Below are 20,820 nucleotides of genomic sequence, written 5' to 3' on the forward strand. Positions count from 1 at the left end.
TTTAAGTGGCGGCAGAAGCAAATAAGTTTGTGCTGTGTCCCGGAAAAAGCTTTGCTTTTGGATCAATAAAGTTTTTAGCGTGGTTAACGGCAATCGGTGCTTCGCCAAAGCCGGTAGCAATCAACTTGACCTTCCCCTCATACGTGCAAATATCCCCAGCTGCATAAATACCTGGAATATTAGTCTCCATACGTGAGTTTACGAAGACCGCATTTTTTTCAATATCGAGCCCCCATGTTTTTAAAGGGCCGAGAGAGGTAACAAAACCGAAGTTCACAATGAGTTCGTCTACATCGATTAAGGAGGTATCATCTCCTTTAACTTCTTTTATGAGCACTTGTTTCAATTTATTATCATTACCGATTAATTGGTTCACTTCATATGGGGTCATCATGGTTACACGTGATTTTTTTAATTCCTCCAAGCTGTGTTCGTGAGCGCGGAATTTGTCACGCCGATGAATAAGAATTACCTTCTTGGCGATCGGCTCCAACATAAGCGCCCAATCAACAGCAGAATCTCCACCGCCACAGACGAGGACACGGCGGTCTCTATAACGCTCCAGGTCTTTTACAAAATACTGCAGGCAGCCTTCTTCATAATGATCAGCATGTTCTACTTTCAGTTTGCGCGGTTGAAACGCCCCGGCACCGGCGGTAATAATAATGGTTCGTGAGTAATGAACACCAAGGGGAGTAACAAGCTCAAACGTTCCGTCATCAAGCTTATTTACTTTTTCTACCGGTTCCTTGACGCATACTTCCGGTGAAAACTGCCGCGCCTGTTCATATAACTGATCGACGAGGTCTTGTGCTTTTATTTTTGGAAAACCAGCAACGTCATATATATACTTTTCCGGATAGAGAGCGGAGAGCTGTCCGCCAACTTCCGGCATGCTGTCCATTAACTTTACAGATGCATTCCTCATGCCGGCATAAAAAGCAGTAAACAAACCAACTGGCCCAGCTCCAATAATAGTCATGTCGAAGATTTTTTTATCAGTCACTCCGTCTAGCACCACCTTTTTCACGAATGTTCAGTTATTTCAAGTCGCAAATTAACGGGCGTGTCGACAAACAATGTCCTGTTACATTGTTGTACGAACACACCCCTCATAGTTCGAAGGGCAGGTGAAGGAGGGAACTATGATTGAAAATTCACTTTAAGCGATAACGGCTTTGGAAGGATCTCCAGCAAATGCCTCTTCTGCGGTCTTTATCGATCCTGTTGGACAACCCTCAACAGCATCCTCTAAGTCATCGACCAAATCTTCGTCGACAGGCGTATTTCCCTGGTTGTTATCGCCAACAAAGAAAGATAAGCCATCTTCATCATAGTCAAATAAATCAGGAGCGGATGCACCACAAGCGCCGCAAGCAATACAAGTATCTTGATCAACTATCGTAAAAATAGCCATGAATGAACCCCCCCTAATATATAACGTTATTTTAACGCCATTTCTTAAAATTGTTATAAAAATGATAAAAGAAAACAGTGTAAAAGTCAACAGGGGGTAATAAATTTATTTTATTTTTCGTTAAAATAACATGATAACCGCTGTAGAATAAAGCCCCTGAGAAGTTAATTGTCCATTTATGCTGCAAGTGAAAATTGTGGTATATCGGTTTTGGAACGAATCGATAAATTTTCGTTAAATAAAAAAGAAGGATGAAACGTAAAAGTTTCATCCTTCTAGCTCGAACATTTGCAGAGTTACTCTATGGCTGGTTTGCTTTTGTACTGATTAAAGGGTGATTTAAGTTGTTATAACTATGATCTTTTTTCAGATCTAACTCACCTTGTTCAAAAACCGACTCAAAAAAGCGTGTTGCTGGCTCAGCCAGCGTACGGTAATAATCAGCAAACAGGGAAGCGGCAGAGTCTCCTAACCAATTTTTTGGTAATAGTTCTTGGGGAAGACCTGGATCTACAAACAAAAATTTGCGGTACTGATGAACGAGCAAGGTACGTTCAACAAAACAAGCACCGTCCGTCATTTCACCTTTTTCAATTTTACTCTTGTCGATAATATATTTCTGGCTGTAGTCTTGAATAAACTTCGAATACAAATCGTTTATTTCTTCCAAATCCCAGCATTTTGCTACTAAATCACCGTGGTCTTTCATCCCGCCATGAGAGGCAATAAAATAATTCACGTAATCCTCAATGTCATATTTTTCAATCATTTGATGAATCTGTTCTTCTAACGGGTTGGGAGTAATCCAGCAGCTGTTGGATAAAAGGCCAAAACCGCTCCAGACAAGTTCGCGTCTGAGTTCATCACGAATATGGCGTTTTTCTTCAGGAATCGTATAAACGAGAATCCGCCAATTACCGTCCCAGGAAGGGGATTCTAATTTGTAAATTCGTTTAGCTGCTTCTTCCATCCGTGCCCGACCGCGCTCCGTTAGCGAGTAATAACTCTTATTGCCTTTTTTCTCGGATTCTACCCACCCTTGTTTGCTCATCCTCGAAATAGCCGCCCGCACCGATTGTTCATTATGACCAAATTCCTCCAAAAGTCGAATGAGGCTGCCTATCCACACTACATTTCCGTAATAACGAATGTAATCACCATATAAGGTGAATATCATTGAACGGGTATTGAACGTCTTTTCCATATACTCTCCATTCCTTTTGTCGTATTGTCACCTAATGTGTATTATTATAACAATAAAAAAACGGTGATCCTAATATCATACACTATAAATAGGGAATGTTCATTTTAAATACTCGTTTTAATATGGGCTGGAACGCGAAAGGTATGAGGAAAGGCAAATAGCGAAGGATTTTTCCTTCGCTATAGAAAACGACTATACCAATGTTTTACGATTATCAACAATGCGTTTAGCTTTCCCTTCTGATCTGGGGATGGATGAAGGACCTTCTAAGCAGACTTCCATGGAAACTAATGCCTGCGTTTTAAGCGCTGACTCTATTTTTCGTGCAATTTTTACTGCGTTAGGATGTTCTAAGTTTTTCTCTAACAAGGTGTTGAAAAACGTTTCGTTCACTTCTACATGCAGTGTAGCCTGGTCCATTACTCCTTTTTTAGAAAGATGAATTTGATAGTGTGGCATAATTTCTTCTATTTGTAAGATGCAGCGTTCAATTTCTGATGGAAAGACATTGACCCCGCGAATAATCAACATGTCATCAATCCTGCCTTTGACGCGGCTCATTTTCGTCGTGGTGCGTCCGCATTTACATTTCCCGCGAGTAAGGGATGCGATGTCACCGGTGCGGTAGCGGATAATCGGCAAGGCTTCTTTCGTCAAACTGGTAAATACGAGTTCGCCATCTTCACCATCAGGGACGGCTTCTAATGTATCTGGATTAATTACTTCTGTGTAAAAGTGGTCATCAGCAATATGGAGGCCGTCCTGGCACTCCTCACATTCCATGGCAACCCCCGGTCCCATTACTTCACTCAACCCGTATATATCCATTGCTTTCATGTCAAAGAGTTGTTCGATCGTAGTTCTCATTTCTTCCGACCACGGCTCCGCTCCGAGAATGGCATATTTTAACGAAGTTGCAGTTGGATCGAGCCCCATTTTTAACATTGTTTCCCCAATATTTAAGATGTAGGATGGTGTGCCACATATGACCCGCGGTTTAAAATCCTGGATCAAAGTAATTTGTCTTTCCGTATTGCCACCGGATACTGGTACTGTTACACAGCCTAAACGCTCAGAACCGTGATGAAGACCAAGGCCGCCTGTAAATAGTCCGTAGCCATAGGCATTATGAAGGATATCGCCTTTTCTTCCTCCGGCCATGTAAATGGCACGAGCGATGAGATCTGCCCAGTTCACTATATCATTTTTTGTATAGGCAACAACCGTCGGTTTGCCGCTTGTCCCGGATGATCCGTGTAATCTTACAACCTCTTCTACAGGCGTAGCAATCATATTGTAAGGGTAGTTTTCACGCAAATGGTTTTTCTGTGTGAAGGGCAGACGCTTGATATCATCCCAAGTTTGGATGTCATTTGGGTGGATATGATGTTCCTTAAAGGCCTCTTTGTAAAAAGGTACATTTGCGTAAACACGTTCAATTGTTCCTTTTAAGCGCTTCCATTGAAGATCTTTCATGTTTGATTGATTAAACACTTCCTCTGCCGCGAAAACAGACATGTGTACCCCTCCTTATCTAATGATAAAAAAATAACGTTTTTAAAAATTTTGTTATGTATAAATTACCCTTGACAGAAAGCGCTGTCAATAGTTTTTGGAAAATTAACTATATAACAAAAAATATAAAAAGCTTGATACTAGGGAATAATAACCTTTTCATAAAAAATTTCCAATTAAATAATATTTCATCATTGCGAATTGTATAACATTATAATATAATGACGTTAAATAAACGTGATGAAGAGGTGAGATGATGTATAACCTTGTAGAACATGGAATATATTCAGAAAATGAGCAGAAAGAGGATCCTGAGAAGTATGAAGAGTTTATGGCCCGTATTGAAGCGGGGGAAAAAATTGAAGCGGATGACTGGATGCCGGATGAGTACCGGCAAACGCTGATTAAGCTGATTTCCATGCACGGCATAAGTGAAATTATGGGAGCACTTCCTGAAAAAGAATGGGTACCGAAAGCTCCGACTCTAAAAAGAAAACTGGGAATTATGGCAAAAGTTCAAGATGAAATGGGTCATGGACAACTTCTTCTCCGAGTGGCTGAAGATTTAATGGCTCCTTACGGTAAAGATAGAGGAGACTTAATGCGAGATTTGCTAGAAGGCAAATTGAAGTTTCATAACGTCTTTCACATGCCAACGAAAACGTGGGCGGATGCAGGGGTGATTGGCTGGTTAGTGGACGGGGCGGCGATCATCTCGCAAACAAATATGCTTGATGCCTCATACGGACCATACCAGCGTGCCTTACAGCGCATCTGTGCAGAAGAGGTCTTTCATGCCCAGCACGGAGAGGCGATTGTTATGGCGCTTGCTGAGGGAACGAAAGAACAACGTGCGATGCTTCAAGATGCAGTAAACCGTTGGTGGTCGGCCTTACTCATGTTTTTTGGCCCAGCGTCTGCTTCGACAACGGGTTCGTCAAAGCAAGAGGTGACAACAAAATATCGCATTAGAAAGAGCTCGAATGAAGAGCTGCGTCAGGCATTTCTTGATAAGTACTTACCTCGTGTCTTCGCTTTAGGACTCACTGTTCCAGACGAGACGGCACATTACGATGAAGATAAGCAGAAGTGGATCTACAAACAGCCCGATTGGACTGAATTTAAGAAGATTATTAGTAACAATGGACCACGATCTAAAGAAAGACTGCGGCTTCGTGAAATCGCATATGAAAATAATAGCTGGGTGCGTGAAGCATTAGCTCCGACAGCGGCAATGTCTTAAAAATGTAGAGAGGAGGAGGCCCTTCACAATGGCAGATAAAAAAACAGAAGCAAACTTTTACAAAAAGTATGAGGTTTTCAGTAAAAAGAATGAAAAATCGCCGATTCAACATCAATTCAGCTTGCTTGCTCCTAACGCAGAAATGGCACTTAATCTAGCTCAAGAGAATTTCATGCGTCGAGAAAATGTCATCGATGTCTGGGTAGTACCCAGGGAAGAAATCCGGGGGTTGACGAGCGAAGAGCGAAAACAATGGACGAAGCGTCTGGACAATAAAGATTACCGAACAACAAAAGGATATGGCTATTTGCGGAAAAAATGGCGGGAAAAAGAACAGGGTATGTTAGACGAAAAAGAAATCCTATCTTGGAAAGAGGTGAAAAAGAAATGAATTTGGTAGAGACACCTGCAGAAGCTCAGAAGAATCAGTCATACTACAACGCCTTAGTGGAACTGTTGTACCAGTTCGCGGATGATGACTTTATCGTTTCCTTCCGAGGTTCAGAATGGCTCGGGCTTGCTCCTCATATTGAAGAGGATGTAGCTTTTTCCTCTATAACCCAAAACACAATGGGGCATGCTTTCTTGTTTTATCAGCTGTTGGAAGATTTGGGAGAAGGCAGTGCGGACTCCCTCGCTCATGATCGCTCTGCGAGTGAACGACGGAATGCTGTTTATTTTGAAAAAGTGAATGGTAAAGGAACGTATGTAGAAGAACCTTATTACGATTGGGCTTTAACCGTTGTTCGTCAATTTCTTTATGAAACTTTCAAAAAAGTGAAATTACAAGCAGCATCGCGAAGTTCCTACGAGCCTCTTGCTCATACAGCACAGAAAATTCTAATGGAACAACCCTATCATTTAGCACATTGGAAAATGTGGATTACTCAGCTGCATGGTGCGACAGAGGAAGCGAGGATGAGAATTCATTCACGACTGGAAGAGGCGTGGCGGGAAATATTAGATGCACTTGAGCTTGGTCCGCTGGCAGAGGAGATGGAAAGACAGAAACTTATTAAAAAGGAAAAAGACTTACAAGAAGAGTGGCAGCAGAGTGTGGAAGAAACACTTGGTTTTCTGCCAAATATCCCTTTAGGAAAAAATCTCGGAAACGGCCGTGCCAAACAGCATACAAAAGATTTAGAGCAGGCACTCGCTACACTTACTGAAGTGTACGTAAGTGATCGAGAAGCTGTTTGGTAAGTGGTTGAAAGAGGAGAGGTATCATGGAAATGCAACAGAGAACTGCGGAAATTATGAAACGTTTAAAAAAAGTAGATGATCCAGAACTTCCGGGCGTCAGCGTCGTTGATTTAGGCATGGTGCATGAAATAGCAGTCAATGGCAAGGACGTTGCAGTGACAATGGTTCCGACGTTTGCGGGCTGCCCTGCGCTCGATATCATTGAAAAAAACGTGCAAAAAGAAATTGCGGAACTGGAGTGGGTGGACAATTGCCGGGTTACGTTTTCATTCTCCTTAAAATGGTCCACAGATGCCATTACAGAGGAAGGAAAACGACAGCTGAAAAGACATGGGGTGTCCCCGCCGCCTGAAAACTATCGGCCGGGTGAGGAATGGCGTGTTGATTGTCCATATTGCAATTCGTCTTATACATCGATGGATAATATTTTTGGTCCGACGGCTTGCCGAAGTATTTTATATTGCCGATCCTGTAAAAATCCTTTTGAAGCGATGAAGCCGGTAGTAGAATATTCCATTTTGTAATGATGAGAGGAGATAGTAACCATGGTAAAGCTAATCGCTCTGTACAAACAGCCGGAAAATAAGGAGAATTTTGACGAACACTACTTTAACGTTCACACCCCCATTACTAAAAAGATTCCTGGATTAAGGGAAATGAAAGTCACCAAAATTGTTGGTTCACCAATGGGGAAAAGTGATTACTATTTACTGTGTGAAATGTTCTATGATGACCATGAATCCCTGCAAAAAGCGATGAAAACAGACGAAGGGAAGGCTTCTGGGAAAGACGTGATGGAATTCGCGGGTGATCTTGTCACGTTAATGATAGGGGAAGAAGTTAATGAGTGATAAGCAGGTAATAGCTTTCACAGAAGGAAAAGTTGGGGTTATTCAATTGAATCGCCCGCGCGTAATGAATGCGCTGAATCGGCAGATGGTTGCAGAAATAGTAGACCAAGCTGAAGCATTTGATCGTGATGAGAATATTCGTGTCATCATCATGAAAGGAAACGAAAAAGCATTTGCCGCCGGGGCAGACATTGAAGAAATGATGAAGGAGACTCCGCTCTCACTGGAGATGGCCGATCCGTTTTCTTCCTGGGACCGGTTAATGTTAGTGAAAAAGCCGTTGATTGCTGTTGTTGCAGGATTTGCTTTGGGGGGCGGCTTTGAATTAGCACTCCACTGTGACTTAATTGTCGCAGCAGAGAATGCCTCTTTTGGGTTTCCGGAAGTGAAGTTAGGCGTGATGCCGGGAGCGGGCGGGACACAATACTTGACGAAAGCGATGGGGCGGGCGAAGGCGCTTGAGTGGATTTGGCTTGGTGAGCCAATGAGTGTTCAGGAAGCCGCACACTATGGCATCATTAACCGGATCACTGCTCCTGAAATGGTGGAAGAAGAAGCGATGCGGCTTGCTGTCCAGCTGAGTGAACAAGCGCCCATTTCCGTACGGCTGATTAAAGAGGCAGTTAATAAAGCAGTTGACACTCCTTTAATGGAAGGTCTCTATTTTGAGAGGAAGAATTTCTACATGCTGTTTGACTCCCAAGACCAACAAGAAGGCATGCAATCATTTGTAGAAAAACGGCGCCCTACTTTTAAGGGGGAGTGAAAAATGAGCCAAGAATATGAAACTATTTTGTATCGTAAAGAAAGTGGGACAGCGACAATTTGTTTAAACCGTCCGGAAGCTTTTAATGCCTTCACTGCCCAGATGAACAAGGATATCATCCATTCGCTGCGCCAAGCAGAGAAAGATGACGGAGTAAGAAGCATCATGATAACAGGGGCTGGAAAAGCGTTTTGCGCTGGTGAAGATTTAGGTGGTGTGGATGAAAAAACAAACCATGCAGCATTTTTAAGAAAGCGTTATCATCCAATGTTAAAAGCATTGAAAAATACCTCAAAACCAGTAACAGCGGCGGTAAATGGTACAGCAGCAGGAGCCGGCATGAGCTTAGCTTTAGCTTGTGATTTTCGTTTAGTCAAACCAGATGTTAAGTTCGTCAGTGCTTTCACAGGTATTGGGTTGATTCCTGACACTGGTTTTTTATACATGCTTCCGCGCGTGATCGGCTACGCAAAAGCCATGGAGCTTGCAGTGCTTGGAAAACCGCTTACCGGAAAGGAAGCGTTCCAGCTCGGGCTTGCCACGGAGATGATCGAGCCTCCCGAATGGGAAGAAAAGACGGTGCAATTCACCGATAAATTAGCTGCAATGCCAACTACAGCGGTCTCACTCATCAAGCGATATATGATTGACAGTATGCACGAACCACTGGATGAATTCTTAGAAAAGGAAGCACAAGCACAACGAATAGCTGGGGCAACAGCTGATCATAAAGAAGGGCTAGCGGCGTTTAAAGAAAAGCGAACCGCTCAATTTACCGGAAAATAAATAAAGGAGTGATTGCATTTATGACACAAACAGCATCTGCGGATCTAATTACGGAAACAGGAGTAATGAAGCGCAGCCACTACTCCATGATTATAAACGGCAAACGAGTAGACAGTCGTTCTGGTGAAGTGTTCGACACATACAACCCGGCGAAAGGAGAGGTACTCGCAACGGTAGCGAAAGCTTCCGAAGAAGATGCAGAAAAAGCTGTACAAGCAGCAAGAGAAGCATTTGACCATGGGAAATGGCGGAAATATCCAGTAGGAAAACGTTCGCGTGTGTTAAATGAGATAGCTGCCATTATGAGAAAGCGTTTTAAGGAACTGGTTGAAGTAGAAGTGTTAAACAGTGGAAAATCGGTCGGTGCTGCCCAGGTTCAGATTAATCAATCCATAGAGGACTTTGAATTTTACGCCGGGGCTATTGTCGGGCATCGCGGCCATGTCAATAACATGCCTAATGGATTCTTTAACTATACCCACAAGGAGCCTGTAGGGGTATGTGCTCAAATTATTCCGTGGAACTATCCGTTGATGATGGCCGCATGGAAAATTGCACCGGCCATTGCCGCAGGGTGCTCGGTTGTAGTGAAACCCGCCAGCCTTACACCAATTACAGCGCTCATTCTCAATGAAATCTGCCATGAAGCCGGCGTTCCGGAAGGGGTTGTCAATACGATCCCGGGGTCCGGAAGCGTAATTGGGGATTACCTAGTCACGCATAAAGATGTAAACAAAGTGGCATTTACCGGTTCAACCCCTACTGGTAAGGATATTATGGCAAAAGCTTCCAGCACCCTAAAACGCACCACGCTTGAGTTGGGAGGGAAATCTCCGAACATCGTATTTGCGGATGCAGACATGGAGGCAGCCGTTGCCGGATCACTTTTTGGAATATATTTTAACACGGGTCAATCGTGTGAGGCCCGCTCACGGATGTTTGTTCATGAAGATATTTATGATGAATTCATGGAACAATTTATCGAAAAGACAGAGAAGTTGCAATTGGGAGATCCGTTTGACAAAGGTACACACCTCGGATCGATCATCAGCCGTGACCAATTAGAAGTGATTGATGGATACGTTCAATCTGCTAAAAAAGAAGGAGCCACGATTGCAACAGGCGGAAAAGAGAAAAAGATAGAAGGCTTTGAAAATGGTCACTGGTACGAGCCGACTGTCATAACCAATGTCACGCCTGACATGAAAGCAGTTCGGGAGGAAATTTTCGGCCCGGTGGTAGTCGTAGAGAAGTTCAGTGATGAAAAAGATGCCATTAAGCGTGCAAATGATACTGAATATGGGCTGGGGTCTGCAATCTGGACAACAAACCAGGCAAGGGCCACCCGTGTAGCACATCAAATCGAAGCAGGCATTGTCATGGTTAATTGCCCCTTTTCCGCTTTTCCAGGAACCCCATTTGGAGGTTACAAAGAGTCCGGTTATGGAAGAGAGCTCTGCGTAGAAACGTTAGATTTGTATATGGAAGACAAGAGCGTCCTCTCCTACTACGGAGCGAAGCCGCTGAACCCATTTGGAGTATAGCTTTAGATCCTTTTGCAAATCACATACCCTGTTCGTGAATACTTTTCACGGACAGGGTATACTTTTTGGTAAGGAATTTATTACAGGAAGAGGGTGTTTGCATGAAAGTTACTGTTGTTGGTTATTGGCACGCGTACCCGGAAAAAGGAGAAGCTGCTTCCGGGTACTTGATAGAGGAAGAAAATTATCGGGTGTTAATTGACTGTGGAAGTGGTGTTGTTGCTCAGCTTCAATATTATTGTGACTTAAAGGAGCTTGATGCTCTCGTCGTTTCCCATTATCATAACGATCATATAGGCGACTTAGGGGCGCTTCACTACTTTCGTCTGCTGCAGCCATATATATCGGACGAAAAAATAAAACCATTCACTATTTTTGGTCATCAGGATGATAAAAGCGGTTTTGCAAAACTTTCCTACAAAGATGTTGTATCTGCTTCCCCTTATGAAGCGGGACAGCCTGTACAGATTGGACCTTTCACCTTTTCCTTCTATCCGACTTGCCACGCAGTTCCCTGTTATGCGATGAAAGTAGAAACAGAGAAAGCGGCGTTATTTTATACCGCAGATACGAGTTATTCAGAAACGTTGGCTCAAGCTGCCGCTGGCACTGATTTACTTATTGCAGAATGTAGTCTTTACAAGGGACAAGATGGTAAAAAGGCCGGACATATGAACAGCGAAGAGGCAGGGAGGATGGCAAGGACTGCAAAAGCGCCTCTTCTCTTACTCAGCCACTTGCCCCACTTTGGCGACCATCAGCAACTAGCAGCTGAAGCAGCAAAGGAATGTCCCGGAACTAAAGTAGAACTCGCGTCTTCAGGCTGGCAAAAAAATATATAAATAATTTAAATGGGCTGGACATTGATTTATTTGTCCAGTCCATTTTTTGTATTATCTATTAAGTCAATTTCATAATATAAATTCAGTGATTAAAATCCGAACATTTTAGAAGCAGCGTTGAAAAGTTGATTTCCACTGCAGGCGGACGCTTTCACCTCCAGGCACAAGGGCGACATCAGTTCGAACTTCGCTTACGCTCGTTCTCACTGTGTCTTCTTAGCCGCGGGCATGGTTTGAGCCCTCCTCAGGCCAACACGATGTTGGTCACAAAGGCGTTGCCACAGGACGTGGCGCTTTTAGCCTTTGATCCTTGCTTAAACAGCGGAGGTCTCAAGACTCATGCTATTCCCGCAGGAGTCGCCGCCCTCCGTTACAATCAACAGCAGATATTTATGATAGTAAACGAATGATTTCTAATTTATTTGTTTGTTTTATTCGTGTTGTCACCTAAATTAAGCACTTGTGAAATTGATTCTATTAACAATATCCAAACATAGATTTACATAATGTTAACACTAGCACTACTTCCTATTAATATCCCTTTTTTATACTAGGAATTAGGAGAGACGAACTCCTTATTAAAATCTATCAACCTATGTTAAAGAAGGGGAGTTGTTAGTGTGAAAAAGGTATGGATGGTGTCTGCATTGGCGGCTGTGATGACATTTACAGCTGCTTGTGGAGAGAGCGAAACCGATTCAGAGACAAACGCACAAGGGAACGGAGGGGAACAGACAGAATCTGATGCGGAAGAAAATAATGCTTCGGATGATGAAGGAATCCTTTCTGGTGAAATTGCGATTGACGGTTCGTCTACGGTATTCCCTATTATGGAAGCTGTTTCTGAAGAATATAGAATGGAAGCGCCTGATGTCCAAGCTCCAGTAGGGGTATCTGGCTCAGGAGGCGGCTTTGAAAAATTTATTAATGGAGAGACAGATCTCAGCAATGCATCACGTCCTATTAAAGAAGAAGAAAAGAAAGGCCTTGAAGAAAATGGAATTGACTATATCGAATTGCCGCTCGCTTACGATGGCATCTCCGTCGTAGTAAGTGAAGAGAATGATTTTGTCGATTATTTAACAGTGGAAGAACTGCAAAAAATTTGGACGGATGGTCAAGCTGAGACGTGGAGTGATGTCCGTGAAGGATGGCCTGATGAGCCAATTGAACGGTTCAGCCCCGGCACAGATTCCGGTACGTTCGATTATTGGAGTGAAGTGATTTTGGAAGAAGGCGACATCTCTAAAGACGCACAGCTTTCCGAGGATGATAATGTCCTGGTTAATGGTGTCATGAACAGCCCTCATGCTATCGGTTATTTCGGTTATGCGTATTATGCGGAAAACAGAGATACATTAAAAGCAGTACCCGTCGATAATGGAGACGGCCCGGTAAAGCCAACTCCCGAAACAATTAACGATGGTACGTACGAACCGCTTTCACGGCCGCTGTTTACGTATGTGAAGACAAAGTCCCTTCAAGAAAAACCCCAAGTGCGTGACTATGTGGAATTTATGAATACTGTTGCGGGAGACCTGGCTCTTGAAGTTGGTTATATCAATCTCCCAGACGAACAGTATGAAAAGAATAAGAAAATGATAGAAGAAGCTGCCGGGAAATAGTTGCTAAGTATAAAATAAAATGCCTCTTCTTCGTTAGAAGAGGCTCCATCTTACTCATAACTTAAAATGGAGAGCGACATCGGGGGGAGCAGGATGAACGAGCAATCGAGTCCATCAGTCAGAGAAAGGATCGAACGAAATACGAAGCGACGAGGAATGACAAAGCTAACTGAGACGCTGATGCCGAACGTTTTTTTAATATGTGCCATTATTTCTATCCTTACTACAATCGGCATCATTATCACCTTAATATCGGAAACTCTTTCATTTTTCCAAGCAGTTTCTATTATCGAATTTATGATGAGCAGCGAATGGTATCCATTACACAATGACGCTTCCTATGGGATCCGTCCGTTATTAACGGGCACGCTCGTTATTGCTTTTATTGCGATGTGCATTGCCATCCCATTTGGATTAGCATCAGCTATTTTCTTAAGTGAATATGCATCCGATAAAACACGACGCACGGTGAAGCCGATTTTAGAAGTGTTAGCAGGTGTTCCTACCATCGTATATGGTTTCTTCGCATTAACGTTCGTGACACCGATTTTGCAACATTTGATTCCAAGTCTTTCTATCTATAATGCCTTGAGTCCGGGCATTGTCGTTGGAATAATGATTATCCCAATGGTGGCCTCGCTTTCGGAAGATGCCATGAGCGCTGTCCCGGATTCTTTGCGGCAAGGCGCCTTTGCACTTGGATCCACACGTTTAGAAGTGGCGGTCAAAGTGGTTCTGCCCGCAGCTTTTTCCGGTATTATTGCGTCCTTCGTCCTTGCTGTATCACGAGCGATTGGAGAAACGATGATCGTGACCGTAGCAGGAGGAGCGAATCCGACAGCATCGATTGATATTACTTCTGCTGTGCAGACGATGACGGCTTATATTGTTCAGATCAGTCTTGGCGACGCTGGTTATGGAACAACAGAATACTACAGCATTTATGCAGTTGGTATGACTCTATTTATTTTCACATTAATCATGAATTTACTTGCTCATTTTATTTCCAAACGATTTCGGGAGGTATATTAATGCTGACAGAAACAACCGAAAGGAACTACGCAGAATCTGTCAAGTCGCGCCCCTCCTTTTCGTGGAGAATCGTAAAAAACAAAGGGTTTAAGGGATTGTTCGTGGGAGCAACCGCTTTTAGTCTTTTGATGTTACTTGTATTACTCACTCGCATTATTACTCAAGGCTACGTGTATATAGACTGGGACTTTCTGACCTCGTTCCCATCAAGAAAGGCAGAAGAGGCTGGCATTTTCTCAGCGTTTATCGGAACGATTTGGATGATGACTGTCACGGCCCCTGTCTCCTTCTTAATAGGAGTGGGAACGGCGATTTATTTAGAGGAATACACTAAAAAGAATTGGTTTACGAGTTTAATCCAGATGAATATATCTAATTTGGCTGGTGTGCCTTCGATTGTTTTCGGGCTTCTTGGCCTTACAATTTTTGTCCGGGAAATGGCGCTTGGACGCAGTGTGCTGGCCGGAGGACTTACGATGGCACTGTTGATTCTCCCAATTATTGTGGTGGCTTCCCAGGAAGCGATTCGTGCGGTCCCAGGAGAGTTGAAATCAGCTTCCTTTGCGATGGGAGCAACGAAATGGCAGACGACTTATCGAATTGTGCTTCCAGCTGCCCTGCCCGGCATTTTAACCGGCAATATCCTAGCCTTATCACGAGCGATTGGAGAAACAGCTCCCCTTATTATGATCGGTGCGCTTACGTATGTAGCCTTTTTACCTGAAGGATTATTGTCATCTTTTACCGTAATGCCGATTCAAATTTTTAACTGGACTGGCCGGCCGCAGGAAGAATTCCATCAAGTGGCGGCGTCGGGAATTATCATCCTTTTAGTGATGTTGTTAATAATGAATGCGGTAGCAGTATGGATTCGAAACAAATTCCAAAAGCGTCTATAAAATAAGAGGTGAATACACATGTTAGCAGAATTGAAAAAACCAGCTGTAGAAACGCGTATACACGCTCAAACGGCCAATAATAAACGAGATGTGTATCAGATCGACCAGCTAAATTTGTGGTATGGTGCTGACCAAGCTCTGAAAAATATCGATATGAAGATTGCTGAAAATGAAATTACCGCCGTTATTGGTCCGTCTGGATGCGGGAAATCAACGTTTATTCAAACGTTGAATCGGATGACCGAATTAATTCCTTCTGTTCGGACGAGCGGAAGTATTTATTATCGTTCGCAAAATATTTTTGATAAAAGTTTCAGAGTGGAACAGCTGCGAACGAAAGTTGGTATGGTTTTTCAAAAACCGAACCCATTTCCTAAATCCATCTTTGAAAATGTCGTATACGGACCTAAAATACACGGAATAAAAGACAAAAGGCTGCTTGCCGATATTGCGGAAAAAAGTTTAAAAGGGGCAGCGCTTTGGGAGGAAGTGAAAGACCGCCTGAAGGAAAACGCAACGGGCCTTTCGGGTGGCCAGCAACAGCGACTCTGTATCGCCAGGTGCTTGGCTGTCGAGCCAGATGTGATCTTAATGGATGAGCCGACCTCCGCACTAGATCCAATTTCTACCTTGAAGATAGAAGAACTTGTTACAGAGTTGAAAGAAAAATACAGTATTGTGATGGTCACCCATAACATGCAGCAAGCGGCACGAGTTTCGGACAAAACAGCTTTTTTCTTAAATGGAGAAGTAATTGAATATGATGAAACAGCTAGAATGTTCTCTTCTCCACGAGACAGCCGCACGGAGGGTTATATTTCTGGACGTTTTGGCTAGTTTAGGAGGCGACCATTGAAAATCGGAAGCTATCTAGAAAGAATGGATGATTTCGCTTCCAAAGCGGAGTAGATGGTCTACGAAAAAACACAGCATTCATGTTTTTGAATGGCGAAGGGGCTGTCCCATAAGTAGTGGGGATGGTCTCTTTTTTTGTTTTCTAAAAGATTGTCAAAAGCAGAGTTACAATTGATTAAGTGGATGGGTCTTACCACCAAAGGCACAAGATCGACATCAGTTCCGGGTTTCACTAACACGGTTCAAAAGCGAAGACGTTGTATCTCAGGAGTGGTCTGCTTTAAAGACGCCATTGGATCACTATGAGGTTGTTATTTCTGTGGTTATCTCTTTTGACACCTTCATATGAACGCATTGACGCTGTTATATTGGCAACTTGCGGGTTTCATAGCTTCATACACATGCAATGATGTCTCTATTTCATGGAGTTACCTGTTTCATGACTCCATAGGATGCTTATGGCGTTGTTATTTTAGTATTTTCTTGATTTCACAACGTCATACCACACTCCTGAAGTGTCGTTACTTCACTATTTTATTATTTGCCTGAGCGGCATCGGCCTCCTGTCTTTGATTTCAATAATGGTTGGGGACGGTTTTATAGAAAATGTTCATGAATGATTTCTTCATAAAAACTTAACATTAGTTTGGTAGATTGGGTACTGGTATCTGGAAGGGGTGAATGTGGATGGGAGTTTGGCAGGTAGGACCGTTTCTCATACAGAAAGAATGGCTGATACTGCTCGGTGCTTATGTTTTATCTTTAGGGATCGTCCGCTGGCTGTTCCCGGCTGAGTTGGGCAAGAAAGGCAAGAAAGAACGTCAAGACTTGCACGTGAATAGTTTATTTTTATTCCTTATCACCTACCAATTATCATCATTTTTATTTTACATACCACGCTCATGGCAGGACCCGGTGGCGGTCTTGGCAACTCCCGGAACTTGGAAGGAATGGAGCTTGGCTAGTCTGGCTGCGGTTGTTTATGTAGGCATTAAAAGCGAAACAACGCGCAATTTTTATGAAGTGGCACTTTACTTATTTCAATTATTTCTCTTAATGGAATTTTTGTACGCTTTCGCCCACGTTTATATACAAGCAGACAGTGGAGATTTCGCTTATCATATGTTGGTAAATGGAGTAGTTCTTTTTATGCTGTCCATGACGAGGAGACGTTGCTCCTACCAGTGTTCTTTTCTGATGGGAGTGGGATTGTATGCACTATTCAAAGGAATCATGACAACGTTTATTTCTGTCAAGATACTATTCGTTTATATGCCGGTGCTTCCGTTTATGCTTACCATAATAATAACAGGCACTGTCTCCGTATATGACCTTGTCAAAAAAACACACTTAGGTGGTGGAGGTAGCGATGAACACGACTGATGTAACATTATGGATTGCTTTATGGGCGGGTATCATTTCTTTTTTGTCCCCATGCACGCTTCCTTTGTTCCCTGCTTATTTATCGTATATTACGGGCGTTGGGGTGAAAGATTTGCAGAGTGGACAGACAAAAGAGATACGGAAAAAAATACTTGCTCATTCTTTTTTGTTTTTAGCTGGTATTTCGCTAGTCTTTATTGGCCTGGGACTGGGGGCGTCGTACGCGGGACAGTTCGTGAACAATCTTCTCCGCGGCGATACGGGACTTCTCATTCAACGGATTAGCGGTGTACTTATCATCGTCATGGGACTTTACATAGCAGGCTGGCTTAAGATTACACTGTTTTCCAAGCAAAAGCGGTTTCGCTTTGCGAAGAAGCCGGCAGGACTCGCCGGAACCTTTCTTGTCGGTATTGGTTTTGCGGCAGGGTGGACACCGTGTATTGGACCGATCTTTGCTTCCATCCTCGTGCTAGCTGCCTCAAATCCATCGTCAGGATTTTTCTACTCTGTTGCCTACTCGGCTGGTTTCGCGGTACCGTTTCTAACATTAGGCTTGTTTGCCGGGTCTACAAGGTGGATTGTAAGACATTCCGCTATCATCATGAAAATAGGTGGAGTTTTATTAATTATAATTGGGGTTTTGCTTTATTCTGGAGAGTTGACGCGGTTATCGATTTATTTACTAAGACTGATAGAAGGAACCTGGTTTGAACAACTAGGTTAATGTTTTTATGAAAGACAATTGGGAGGAGTTTGTAAGAATGAGAACAACGATTATTGGTGTTATACTAGCAGTAATGATTGGTTGGGCTTTTTTTGAGGCTTTTTCAAGTGATGAGAATGACCAGCAATCACAAGGGGAACCGAAGGCGGAGGTTCCCGCCGGTGAAGAGTTTCAGTTAGTAGAAAGTGAAGAAGGAGAGACACAGCAACCAGGGGATTGGCTGCGTACAGGAGAAAGCGCGCCCGACTTTACGCTTGAGACACTTGCCGGAGAGCAAATAAGTCTGTCCGATTTGCAAGGACAGAAAGTGATTGTTAACTTCTGGGCGTCTTGGTGTCCGCCCTGCCGTGCAGAAATGCCGGAGATGCAAGACTTTTACATGGAGCACGGAGATAGTGTTGAAATTCTAGCAGTCAATCTGACGCAAACGGAACCAGGCGTTGAACAGGTAGAAGACTTTAGAGATGACTTTGGTGTTTCTTTTCCGATTTTATTGGACCAGGATATAAAAGTGGCGAATCTGTATGACATTCAGCCGATTCCTACTTCCTATTTTGTTGATTCGGAAGGGATCATCCAGCATATAAGTATTGGGCCGATGACATATGACATGATGGTGAATGAGACGAAAAAGATGGACTAACTAAAAATCCATGGCAGGGTGAAATAATGGAACATGTAGTGTTAATCGTGGAAGATGATCTGATGATTCAGGATCTTCTCAAAATATATGTAGAGAAAAATGGTTATCAAGCTGTGACTGCGAATGACGGAGAAGAGGCCATACATGTTATCCAGGAAGTAGAGCCGTGCTTTATTATCCTTGATTTAATGCTGCCGAAAATATCCGGTGAACAAGTGTGTCGTTGGGTTCGAGAGCGTGGCTATGAGACCGCTATTTTAATGTTGACGGCAAAAGTGAGCAGCCGTGAAAAAATAACCGGACTTAAATTGGGCGCAGATGATTATATGACAAAGCCTTTCAGCCCGGAAGAACTTATTACGCGAGTTGAGACGATCCTAAGAAGGACCGGTCACACATGTCAACGTCTAACGAGTCATGGTCTGACAATCAAACCGAGAAAGGGGGAAGTTACTCTAAACGGAACCCCTCTTTCCCTGACAAAAATCGAATTCACGTTACTTTATCACTTTATGCGTTATCCTGGTACAGTCTTTTCAAGGGAGCAGCTGCTGGAACAAATTTACCCATTAACAGAAAGTGTTGTCCAAGATAGGACGATTGATGTGCATGTGAAACACATCCGGGAAAAAATTGAAAAGGATCCTTCGTCTCCAAAGCGCATTACTACCGTAAGAGGAATGGGGTATAAGTTTGTTGATTAAAAAGTCGAAGGCAGCTGCATTATCCTTTGTAGGGCGTCTCACAATAGGTAATTTTCTTATTATTGGTATGATAATTGGGATCAGCGGTTTCACGGTATATCAATATGCCTGTAAGCTCGTCGGAGGTATTAACGGGGTGAACGCAACACAGCAGCAAGCTTTCAACAACACATTATTTGGGTATTTGCTGCTTACTCTCGTTCTTTCCTTTTCGGCGAGCTGTCTTTTTTATTTATACTTTATTAAAAAAGTAGTCATACCTATTCGGAAACTAGCCGGCTATACGGAAAAGTTAATAAGAGGAGAGTTCCCGGACAGCTTAACAATTAAGAATGAGAACGAGATTAGTATGTTAATGAATAACTTCAATGATCTCTCCAGAAAATTAAAAGAGATCGAGGAATCACGACAGCGTCTCGTCGACGACACAGCACATGAGCTGAGAACTCCGCTCTCTAATATTAACGGTTACTTGGAGGGGTTGAAAAAAGGAGTGATAGATGGAGAACCCGAACTCTATGACGCGCTTCATAAGGAATCTACCCGTCTTATACATTTGGTAGATGATTTATATAAGCTCTCAGAATGGGAAATTGTTTCCTCCGTTACCGGGGTCCAAAAACAAAATCAAAATATCAAATCTATCATTCAGCAATGTGTGAAATTGTTTGAATGGGAGTTGGAAGAAAAAGAGATAAAGGTCCTCGTAGAAGTTGAAGAGAGGAGTATTCCGCTTGACAGTGATGCGATACAACAAGTGATATTTAATTTACTGCAGAACGCGATTCAATATCGAACCCATTCGTCGCCTATCACAATGAAGGGAAAAGTAGACGAGAAAAATTACATCGTTTCTGTCCAGACAGAAGGATGCCCAATACCCCCAGAGGAAAAAACGAAAATTTTTGAAAGAAAGCAGCGTTCCGACAGTGCTCACCAACTCAGGGATGGAGAAGGGATTGGACTTGCCATTGTGAGGGAGATTGTTTGTCAACACGGCGGGAATGCCGGTCTGTATACACAGGGCCGTTCTCACACTTTTTGGTTTACACTTCCGGTTTCTAGCTAATTTGGGACAAGGGGGGATAGTGATGCCGCGTATGATTTTTTTGGTCTTTTTGGCTGTGGGGCTCCATTTAGGTGTAAGTGCGTGTGCTCCGGAAGTGGAGCTCGATAAGGTAGCGGATCCCGTCCCGGATCAAGAAAGACCCTCTGCCAAACAAGGACTCTTGCTGTCGCTTGACAAAACGAAATATACAGGGACGCCGGAAGAAATGAGGGTGACGCTTGAAAATCAAAGCACCAAGGACTTCACTTTGGGAGAATTTTACCAATTGGAGCAAAAGGTGGACGGATTGTGGTACATCGTACTATACTCAAATGCTGTTTTTTATAAGAACCGCGATTTCAAAAATTATGGGTTGGAACTTAGGGCGGGGGAGACGATCGTGCAAACATACTCTCCCGCAGAACTAGGTATTACCTTTCCAGCGGGAGAATACCGACTTGTGAAGACAGTAATCCATAGGGACCCTTCCTATGAAATATCCATAGCGGTCCCATTTCAGGTCAGTGGTTAGT

General features: G+C 43.2%; 23 protein-coding genes. 19 read left to right on the forward strand and 4 right to left on the reverse strand.

Going from position 1 to position 20,820, the window contains the following annotated elements; translation table 11 throughout:
• Nucleotide 1: 1 nt before the first annotated feature.
• From LOR49_RS03605 to paaK, 4 genes are all read right to left on the reverse strand, one after another.
• Nucleotides 2-982 (reverse strand): NAD(P)/FAD-dependent oxidoreductase, encoded by a 981-nt coding sequence (locus LOR49_RS03605; protein WP_240374988.1) that lies wholly within the window; start codon nucleotides 980-982, stop codon nucleotides 2-4.
• Between the two features lie 180 nt (nucleotides 983-1,162).
• Nucleotides 1,163-1,417 (reverse strand): ferredoxin, encoded by a 255-nt coding sequence (locus tag LOR49_RS03610; protein WP_240374739.1) that lies wholly within the window; start codon nucleotides 1,415-1,417, stop codon nucleotides 1,163-1,165.
• Nucleotides 1,418-1,718: 301 nt separating this feature from the next.
• A complete protein-coding gene (paaX, locus tag LOR49_RS03615) occupies nucleotides 1,719-2,621 on the reverse strand; it encodes a phenylacetic acid degradation operon negative regulatory protein PaaX (protein WP_240374740.1) in 903 nt (300 codons plus the stop codon).
• A gap of 192 nt (nucleotides 2,622-2,813) precedes the next feature.
• Nucleotides 2,814-4,139, reverse strand: coding sequence for a phenylacetate--CoA ligase PaaK (paaK, locus tag LOR49_RS03620; RefSeq protein WP_240374741.1), 1,326 nt, complete (start codon nucleotides 4,137-4,139; stop codon nucleotides 2,814-2,816).
• A 253-nt stretch (nucleotides 4,140-4,392) separates the two neighbouring features.
• Here paaK and paaA point away from each other — a divergent pair, with 253 nt between their 5' ends.
• The 19 genes from paaA (at nucleotide 4,393) to LOR49_RS03715 (ending at nucleotide 20,819) form a co-directional block, all read left to right on the forward strand.
• Nucleotides 4,393-5,379 carry a 1,2-phenylacetyl-CoA epoxidase subunit PaaA gene (gene paaA, locus LOR49_RS03625; protein WP_240374742.1) on the forward strand — a complete coding sequence of 329 codons (987 nt, stop codon included), beginning with the start codon at nucleotides 4,393-4,395 and terminating at the stop codon, nucleotides 5,377-5,379.
• A gap of 28 nt (nucleotides 5,380-5,407) precedes the next feature.
• The gene (gene paaB, locus LOR49_RS03630; protein ID WP_240374743.1) at nucleotides 5,408-5,770 is read left to right on the forward strand and encodes a 1,2-phenylacetyl-CoA epoxidase subunit PaaB; all 363 of its coding nucleotides are present in this window, start codon (nucleotides 5,408-5,410) and stop codon (nucleotides 5,768-5,770) included.
• Nucleotides 5,767-6,582: a 1,2-phenylacetyl-CoA epoxidase subunit PaaC gene (gene paaC, locus LOR49_RS03635; RefSeq protein WP_240374744.1), complete on the forward strand. Its 816-nt coding sequence runs from the start codon at nucleotides 5,767-5,769 to the stop codon at nucleotides 6,580-6,582. The genes paaB and paaC overlap by 4 nt, the downstream gene beginning before the upstream one ends.
• Before the next feature lie 23 nt (nucleotides 6,583-6,605).
• The gene (gene paaD / locus LOR49_RS03640; RefSeq protein WP_240374745.1) at nucleotides 6,606-7,106 is read left to right on the forward strand and encodes a 1,2-phenylacetyl-CoA epoxidase subunit PaaD; all 501 of its coding nucleotides are present in this window, start codon (nucleotides 6,606-6,608) and stop codon (nucleotides 7,104-7,106) included.
• A 21-nt stretch (nucleotides 7,107-7,127) separates the two neighbouring features.
• Nucleotides 7,128-7,433 carry an EthD family reductase gene (locus LOR49_RS03645; protein WP_240374746.1) on the forward strand — a complete coding sequence of 102 codons (306 nt, stop codon included), beginning with the start codon at nucleotides 7,128-7,130 and terminating at the stop codon, nucleotides 7,431-7,433.
• Nucleotides 7,426-8,199 carry an enoyl-CoA hydratase-related protein gene (locus LOR49_RS03650; protein ID WP_240374747.1) on the forward strand — a complete coding sequence of 258 codons (774 nt, stop codon included), beginning with the start codon at nucleotides 7,426-7,428 and terminating at the stop codon, nucleotides 8,197-8,199. The genes LOR49_RS03645 and LOR49_RS03650 overlap by 8 nt, the downstream gene beginning before the upstream one ends.
• A 3-nt stretch (nucleotides 8,200-8,202) precedes the next feature.
• Nucleotides 8,203-8,985 (forward strand): enoyl-CoA hydratase/isomerase family protein, encoded by a 783-nt coding sequence (locus tag LOR49_RS03655; RefSeq protein ID WP_240374748.1) that lies wholly within the window; start codon nucleotides 8,203-8,205, stop codon nucleotides 8,983-8,985.
• Between the two features lie 20 nt (nucleotides 8,986-9,005).
• Entirely contained in the window at nucleotides 9,006-10,529 is a 1,524-nt protein-coding gene (locus LOR49_RS03660; RefSeq protein WP_240374749.1) for an aldehyde dehydrogenase family protein, read from the forward strand.
• A gap of 101 nt (nucleotides 10,530-10,630) precedes the next feature.
• A complete protein-coding gene (locus LOR49_RS03665; RefSeq protein ID WP_240374750.1) occupies nucleotides 10,631-11,371 on the forward strand; it encodes an MBL fold metallo-hydrolase in 741 nt (246 codons plus the stop codon).
• A gap of 635 nt (nucleotides 11,372-12,006) precedes the next feature.
• Nucleotides 12,007-12,996 carry a PstS family phosphate ABC transporter substrate-binding protein gene (locus LOR49_RS03670; RefSeq protein ID WP_240374989.1) on the forward strand — a complete coding sequence of 330 codons (990 nt, stop codon included), beginning with the start codon at nucleotides 12,007-12,009 and terminating at the stop codon, nucleotides 12,994-12,996.
• A gap of 93 nt (nucleotides 12,997-13,089) precedes the next feature.
• Nucleotides 13,090-14,028 (forward strand): phosphate ABC transporter permease subunit PstC, encoded by a 939-nt coding sequence (gene pstC / locus LOR49_RS03675; RefSeq protein ID WP_240374751.1) that lies wholly within the window; start codon nucleotides 13,090-13,092, stop codon nucleotides 14,026-14,028.
• Nucleotides 14,028-14,927, forward strand: coding sequence for a phosphate ABC transporter permease PstA (gene pstA / locus LOR49_RS03680; protein ID WP_240374752.1), 900 nt, complete (start codon nucleotides 14,028-14,030; stop codon nucleotides 14,925-14,927). The genes pstC and pstA overlap by 1 nt, the downstream gene beginning before the upstream one ends.
• An 18-nt stretch (nucleotides 14,928-14,945) precedes the next feature.
• Nucleotides 14,946-15,764, forward strand: a complete 819-nt coding sequence (pstB, locus tag LOR49_RS03685; protein WP_240374753.1) for a phosphate ABC transporter ATP-binding protein PstB — start codon at nucleotides 14,946-14,948, stop codon at nucleotides 15,762-15,764.
• 705 nt (nucleotides 15,765-16,469) lie between these two features.
• Nucleotides 16,470-17,165 (forward strand): hypothetical protein, encoded by a 696-nt coding sequence (locus LOR49_RS03690; RefSeq protein ID WP_240374754.1) that lies wholly within the window; start codon nucleotides 16,470-16,472, stop codon nucleotides 17,163-17,165.
• Nucleotides 17,152-17,892, forward strand: coding sequence for a cytochrome c biogenesis CcdA family protein (locus LOR49_RS03695; protein ID WP_240374755.1), 741 nt, complete (start codon nucleotides 17,152-17,154; stop codon nucleotides 17,890-17,892). Before LOR49_RS03690 ends, LOR49_RS03695 begins: the two co-directional genes overlap by 14 nt.
• Before the next feature lie 37 nt (nucleotides 17,893-17,929).
• Nucleotides 17,930-18,535 (forward strand): redoxin domain-containing protein, encoded by a 606-nt coding sequence (locus tag LOR49_RS03700; RefSeq protein ID WP_240374756.1) that lies wholly within the window; start codon nucleotides 17,930-17,932, stop codon nucleotides 18,533-18,535.
• Between the two features lie 26 nt (nucleotides 18,536-18,561).
• Nucleotides 18,562-19,239, forward strand: coding sequence for a response regulator transcription factor (locus tag LOR49_RS03705; RefSeq protein WP_240374757.1), 678 nt, complete (start codon nucleotides 18,562-18,564; stop codon nucleotides 19,237-19,239).
• Nucleotides 19,229-20,308 carry a HAMP domain-containing sensor histidine kinase gene (locus LOR49_RS03710; RefSeq protein WP_240374758.1) on the forward strand — a complete coding sequence of 360 codons (1,080 nt, stop codon included), beginning with the start codon at nucleotides 19,229-19,231 and terminating at the stop codon, nucleotides 20,306-20,308. Before LOR49_RS03705 ends, LOR49_RS03710 begins: the two co-directional genes overlap by 11 nt.
• Nucleotides 20,309-20,330: 22 nt before the next feature.
• Entirely contained in the window at nucleotides 20,331-20,819 is a 489-nt protein-coding gene (locus LOR49_RS03715) for an immunoglobulin-like domain-containing protein (protein WP_240374759.1), read from the forward strand.
• Nucleotide 20,820: the final 1 nt, after the last annotated feature.

The sequence above is a fragment of the Bacillus piscicola genome, from assembly GCF_022458745.1.
GTDB classification, from domain to species: Bacteria; Bacillota; Bacilli; order Bacillales; family Marinococcaceae; genus Alteribacillus_A; species Alteribacillus_A piscicola.

Bases quoted from the DNA above. Each gene is read 5' to 3' on its own strand.
- pstA (WP_240374752.1), top strand. From the start codon at position 14,028: ATGCTGACAGAAACAACCGAAAGGAACTACGCAGAATCTGTCAAGTCG.
- LOR49_RS03665 (WP_240374750.1), top strand. From the start codon at position 10,631: ATGAAAGTTACTGTTGTTGGTTATTGGCACGCGTACCCGGAAAAAGGA.
- paaK (WP_240374741.1), bottom strand. From the start codon at position 4,139: ATGTCTGTTTTCGCGGCAGAGGAAGTGTTTAATCAATCAAACATGAAA.
- LOR49_RS03605 (WP_240374988.1), bottom strand. From the start codon at position 982: ATGACTATTATTGGAGCTGGGCCAGTTGGTTTGTTTACTGCTTTTTAT.
- paaX (WP_240374740.1), bottom strand. From the start codon at position 2,621: ATGGAAAAGACGTTCAATACCCGTTCAATGATATTCACCTTATATGGT.
- LOR49_RS03660 (WP_240374749.1), top strand. From the start codon at position 9,006: ATGACACAAACAGCATCTGCGGATCTAATTACGGAAACAGGAGTAATG.
- LOR49_RS03705 (WP_240374757.1), top strand. From the start codon at position 18,562: ATGGAACATGTAGTGTTAATCGTGGAAGATGATCTGATGATTCAGGAT.
- LOR49_RS03690 (WP_240374754.1), top strand. From the start codon at position 16,470: ATGGGAGTTTGGCAGGTAGGACCGTTTCTCATACAGAAAGAATGGCTG.
- LOR49_RS03700 (WP_240374756.1), top strand. From the start codon at position 17,930: ATGAGAACAACGATTATTGGTGTTATACTAGCAGTAATGATTGGTTGG.
- paaD (WP_240374745.1), top strand. From the start codon at position 6,606: ATGGAAATGCAACAGAGAACTGCGGAAATTATGAAACGTTTAAAAAAA.
- LOR49_RS03650 (WP_240374747.1), top strand. From the start codon at position 7,426: ATGAGTGATAAGCAGGTAATAGCTTTCACAGAAGGAAAAGTTGGGGTT.
- LOR49_RS03715 (WP_240374759.1), top strand. From the start codon at position 20,331: ATGCCGCGTATGATTTTTTTGGTCTTTTTGGCTGTGGGGCTCCATTTA.
- LOR49_RS03645 (WP_240374746.1), top strand. From the start codon at position 7,128: ATGGTAAAGCTAATCGCTCTGTACAAACAGCCGGAAAATAAGGAGAAT.
- LOR49_RS03610 (WP_240374739.1), bottom strand. From the start codon at position 1,417: ATGGCTATTTTTACGATAGTTGATCAAGATACTTGTATTGCTTGCGGC.
- LOR49_RS03695 (WP_240374755.1), top strand. From the start codon at position 17,152: ATGAACACGACTGATGTAACATTATGGATTGCTTTATGGGCGGGTATC.
- paaC (WP_240374744.1), top strand. From the start codon at position 5,767: ATGAATTTGGTAGAGACACCTGCAGAAGCTCAGAAGAATCAGTCATAC.
- pstB (WP_240374753.1), top strand. From the start codon at position 14,946: ATGTTAGCAGAATTGAAAAAACCAGCTGTAGAAACGCGTATACACGCT.
- paaA (WP_240374742.1), top strand. From the start codon at position 4,393: ATGTATAACCTTGTAGAACATGGAATATATTCAGAAAATGAGCAGAAA.
- LOR49_RS03655 (WP_240374748.1), top strand. From the start codon at position 8,203: ATGAGCCAAGAATATGAAACTATTTTGTATCGTAAAGAAAGTGGGACA.
- paaB (WP_240374743.1), top strand. From the start codon at position 5,408: ATGGCAGATAAAAAAACAGAAGCAAACTTTTACAAAAAGTATGAGGTT.
- pstC (WP_240374751.1), top strand. From the start codon at position 13,090: ATGAACGAGCAATCGAGTCCATCAGTCAGAGAAAGGATCGAACGAAAT.
- LOR49_RS03670 (WP_240374989.1), top strand. From the start codon at position 12,007: ATGGTGTCTGCATTGGCGGCTGTGATGACATTTACAGCTGCTTGTGGA.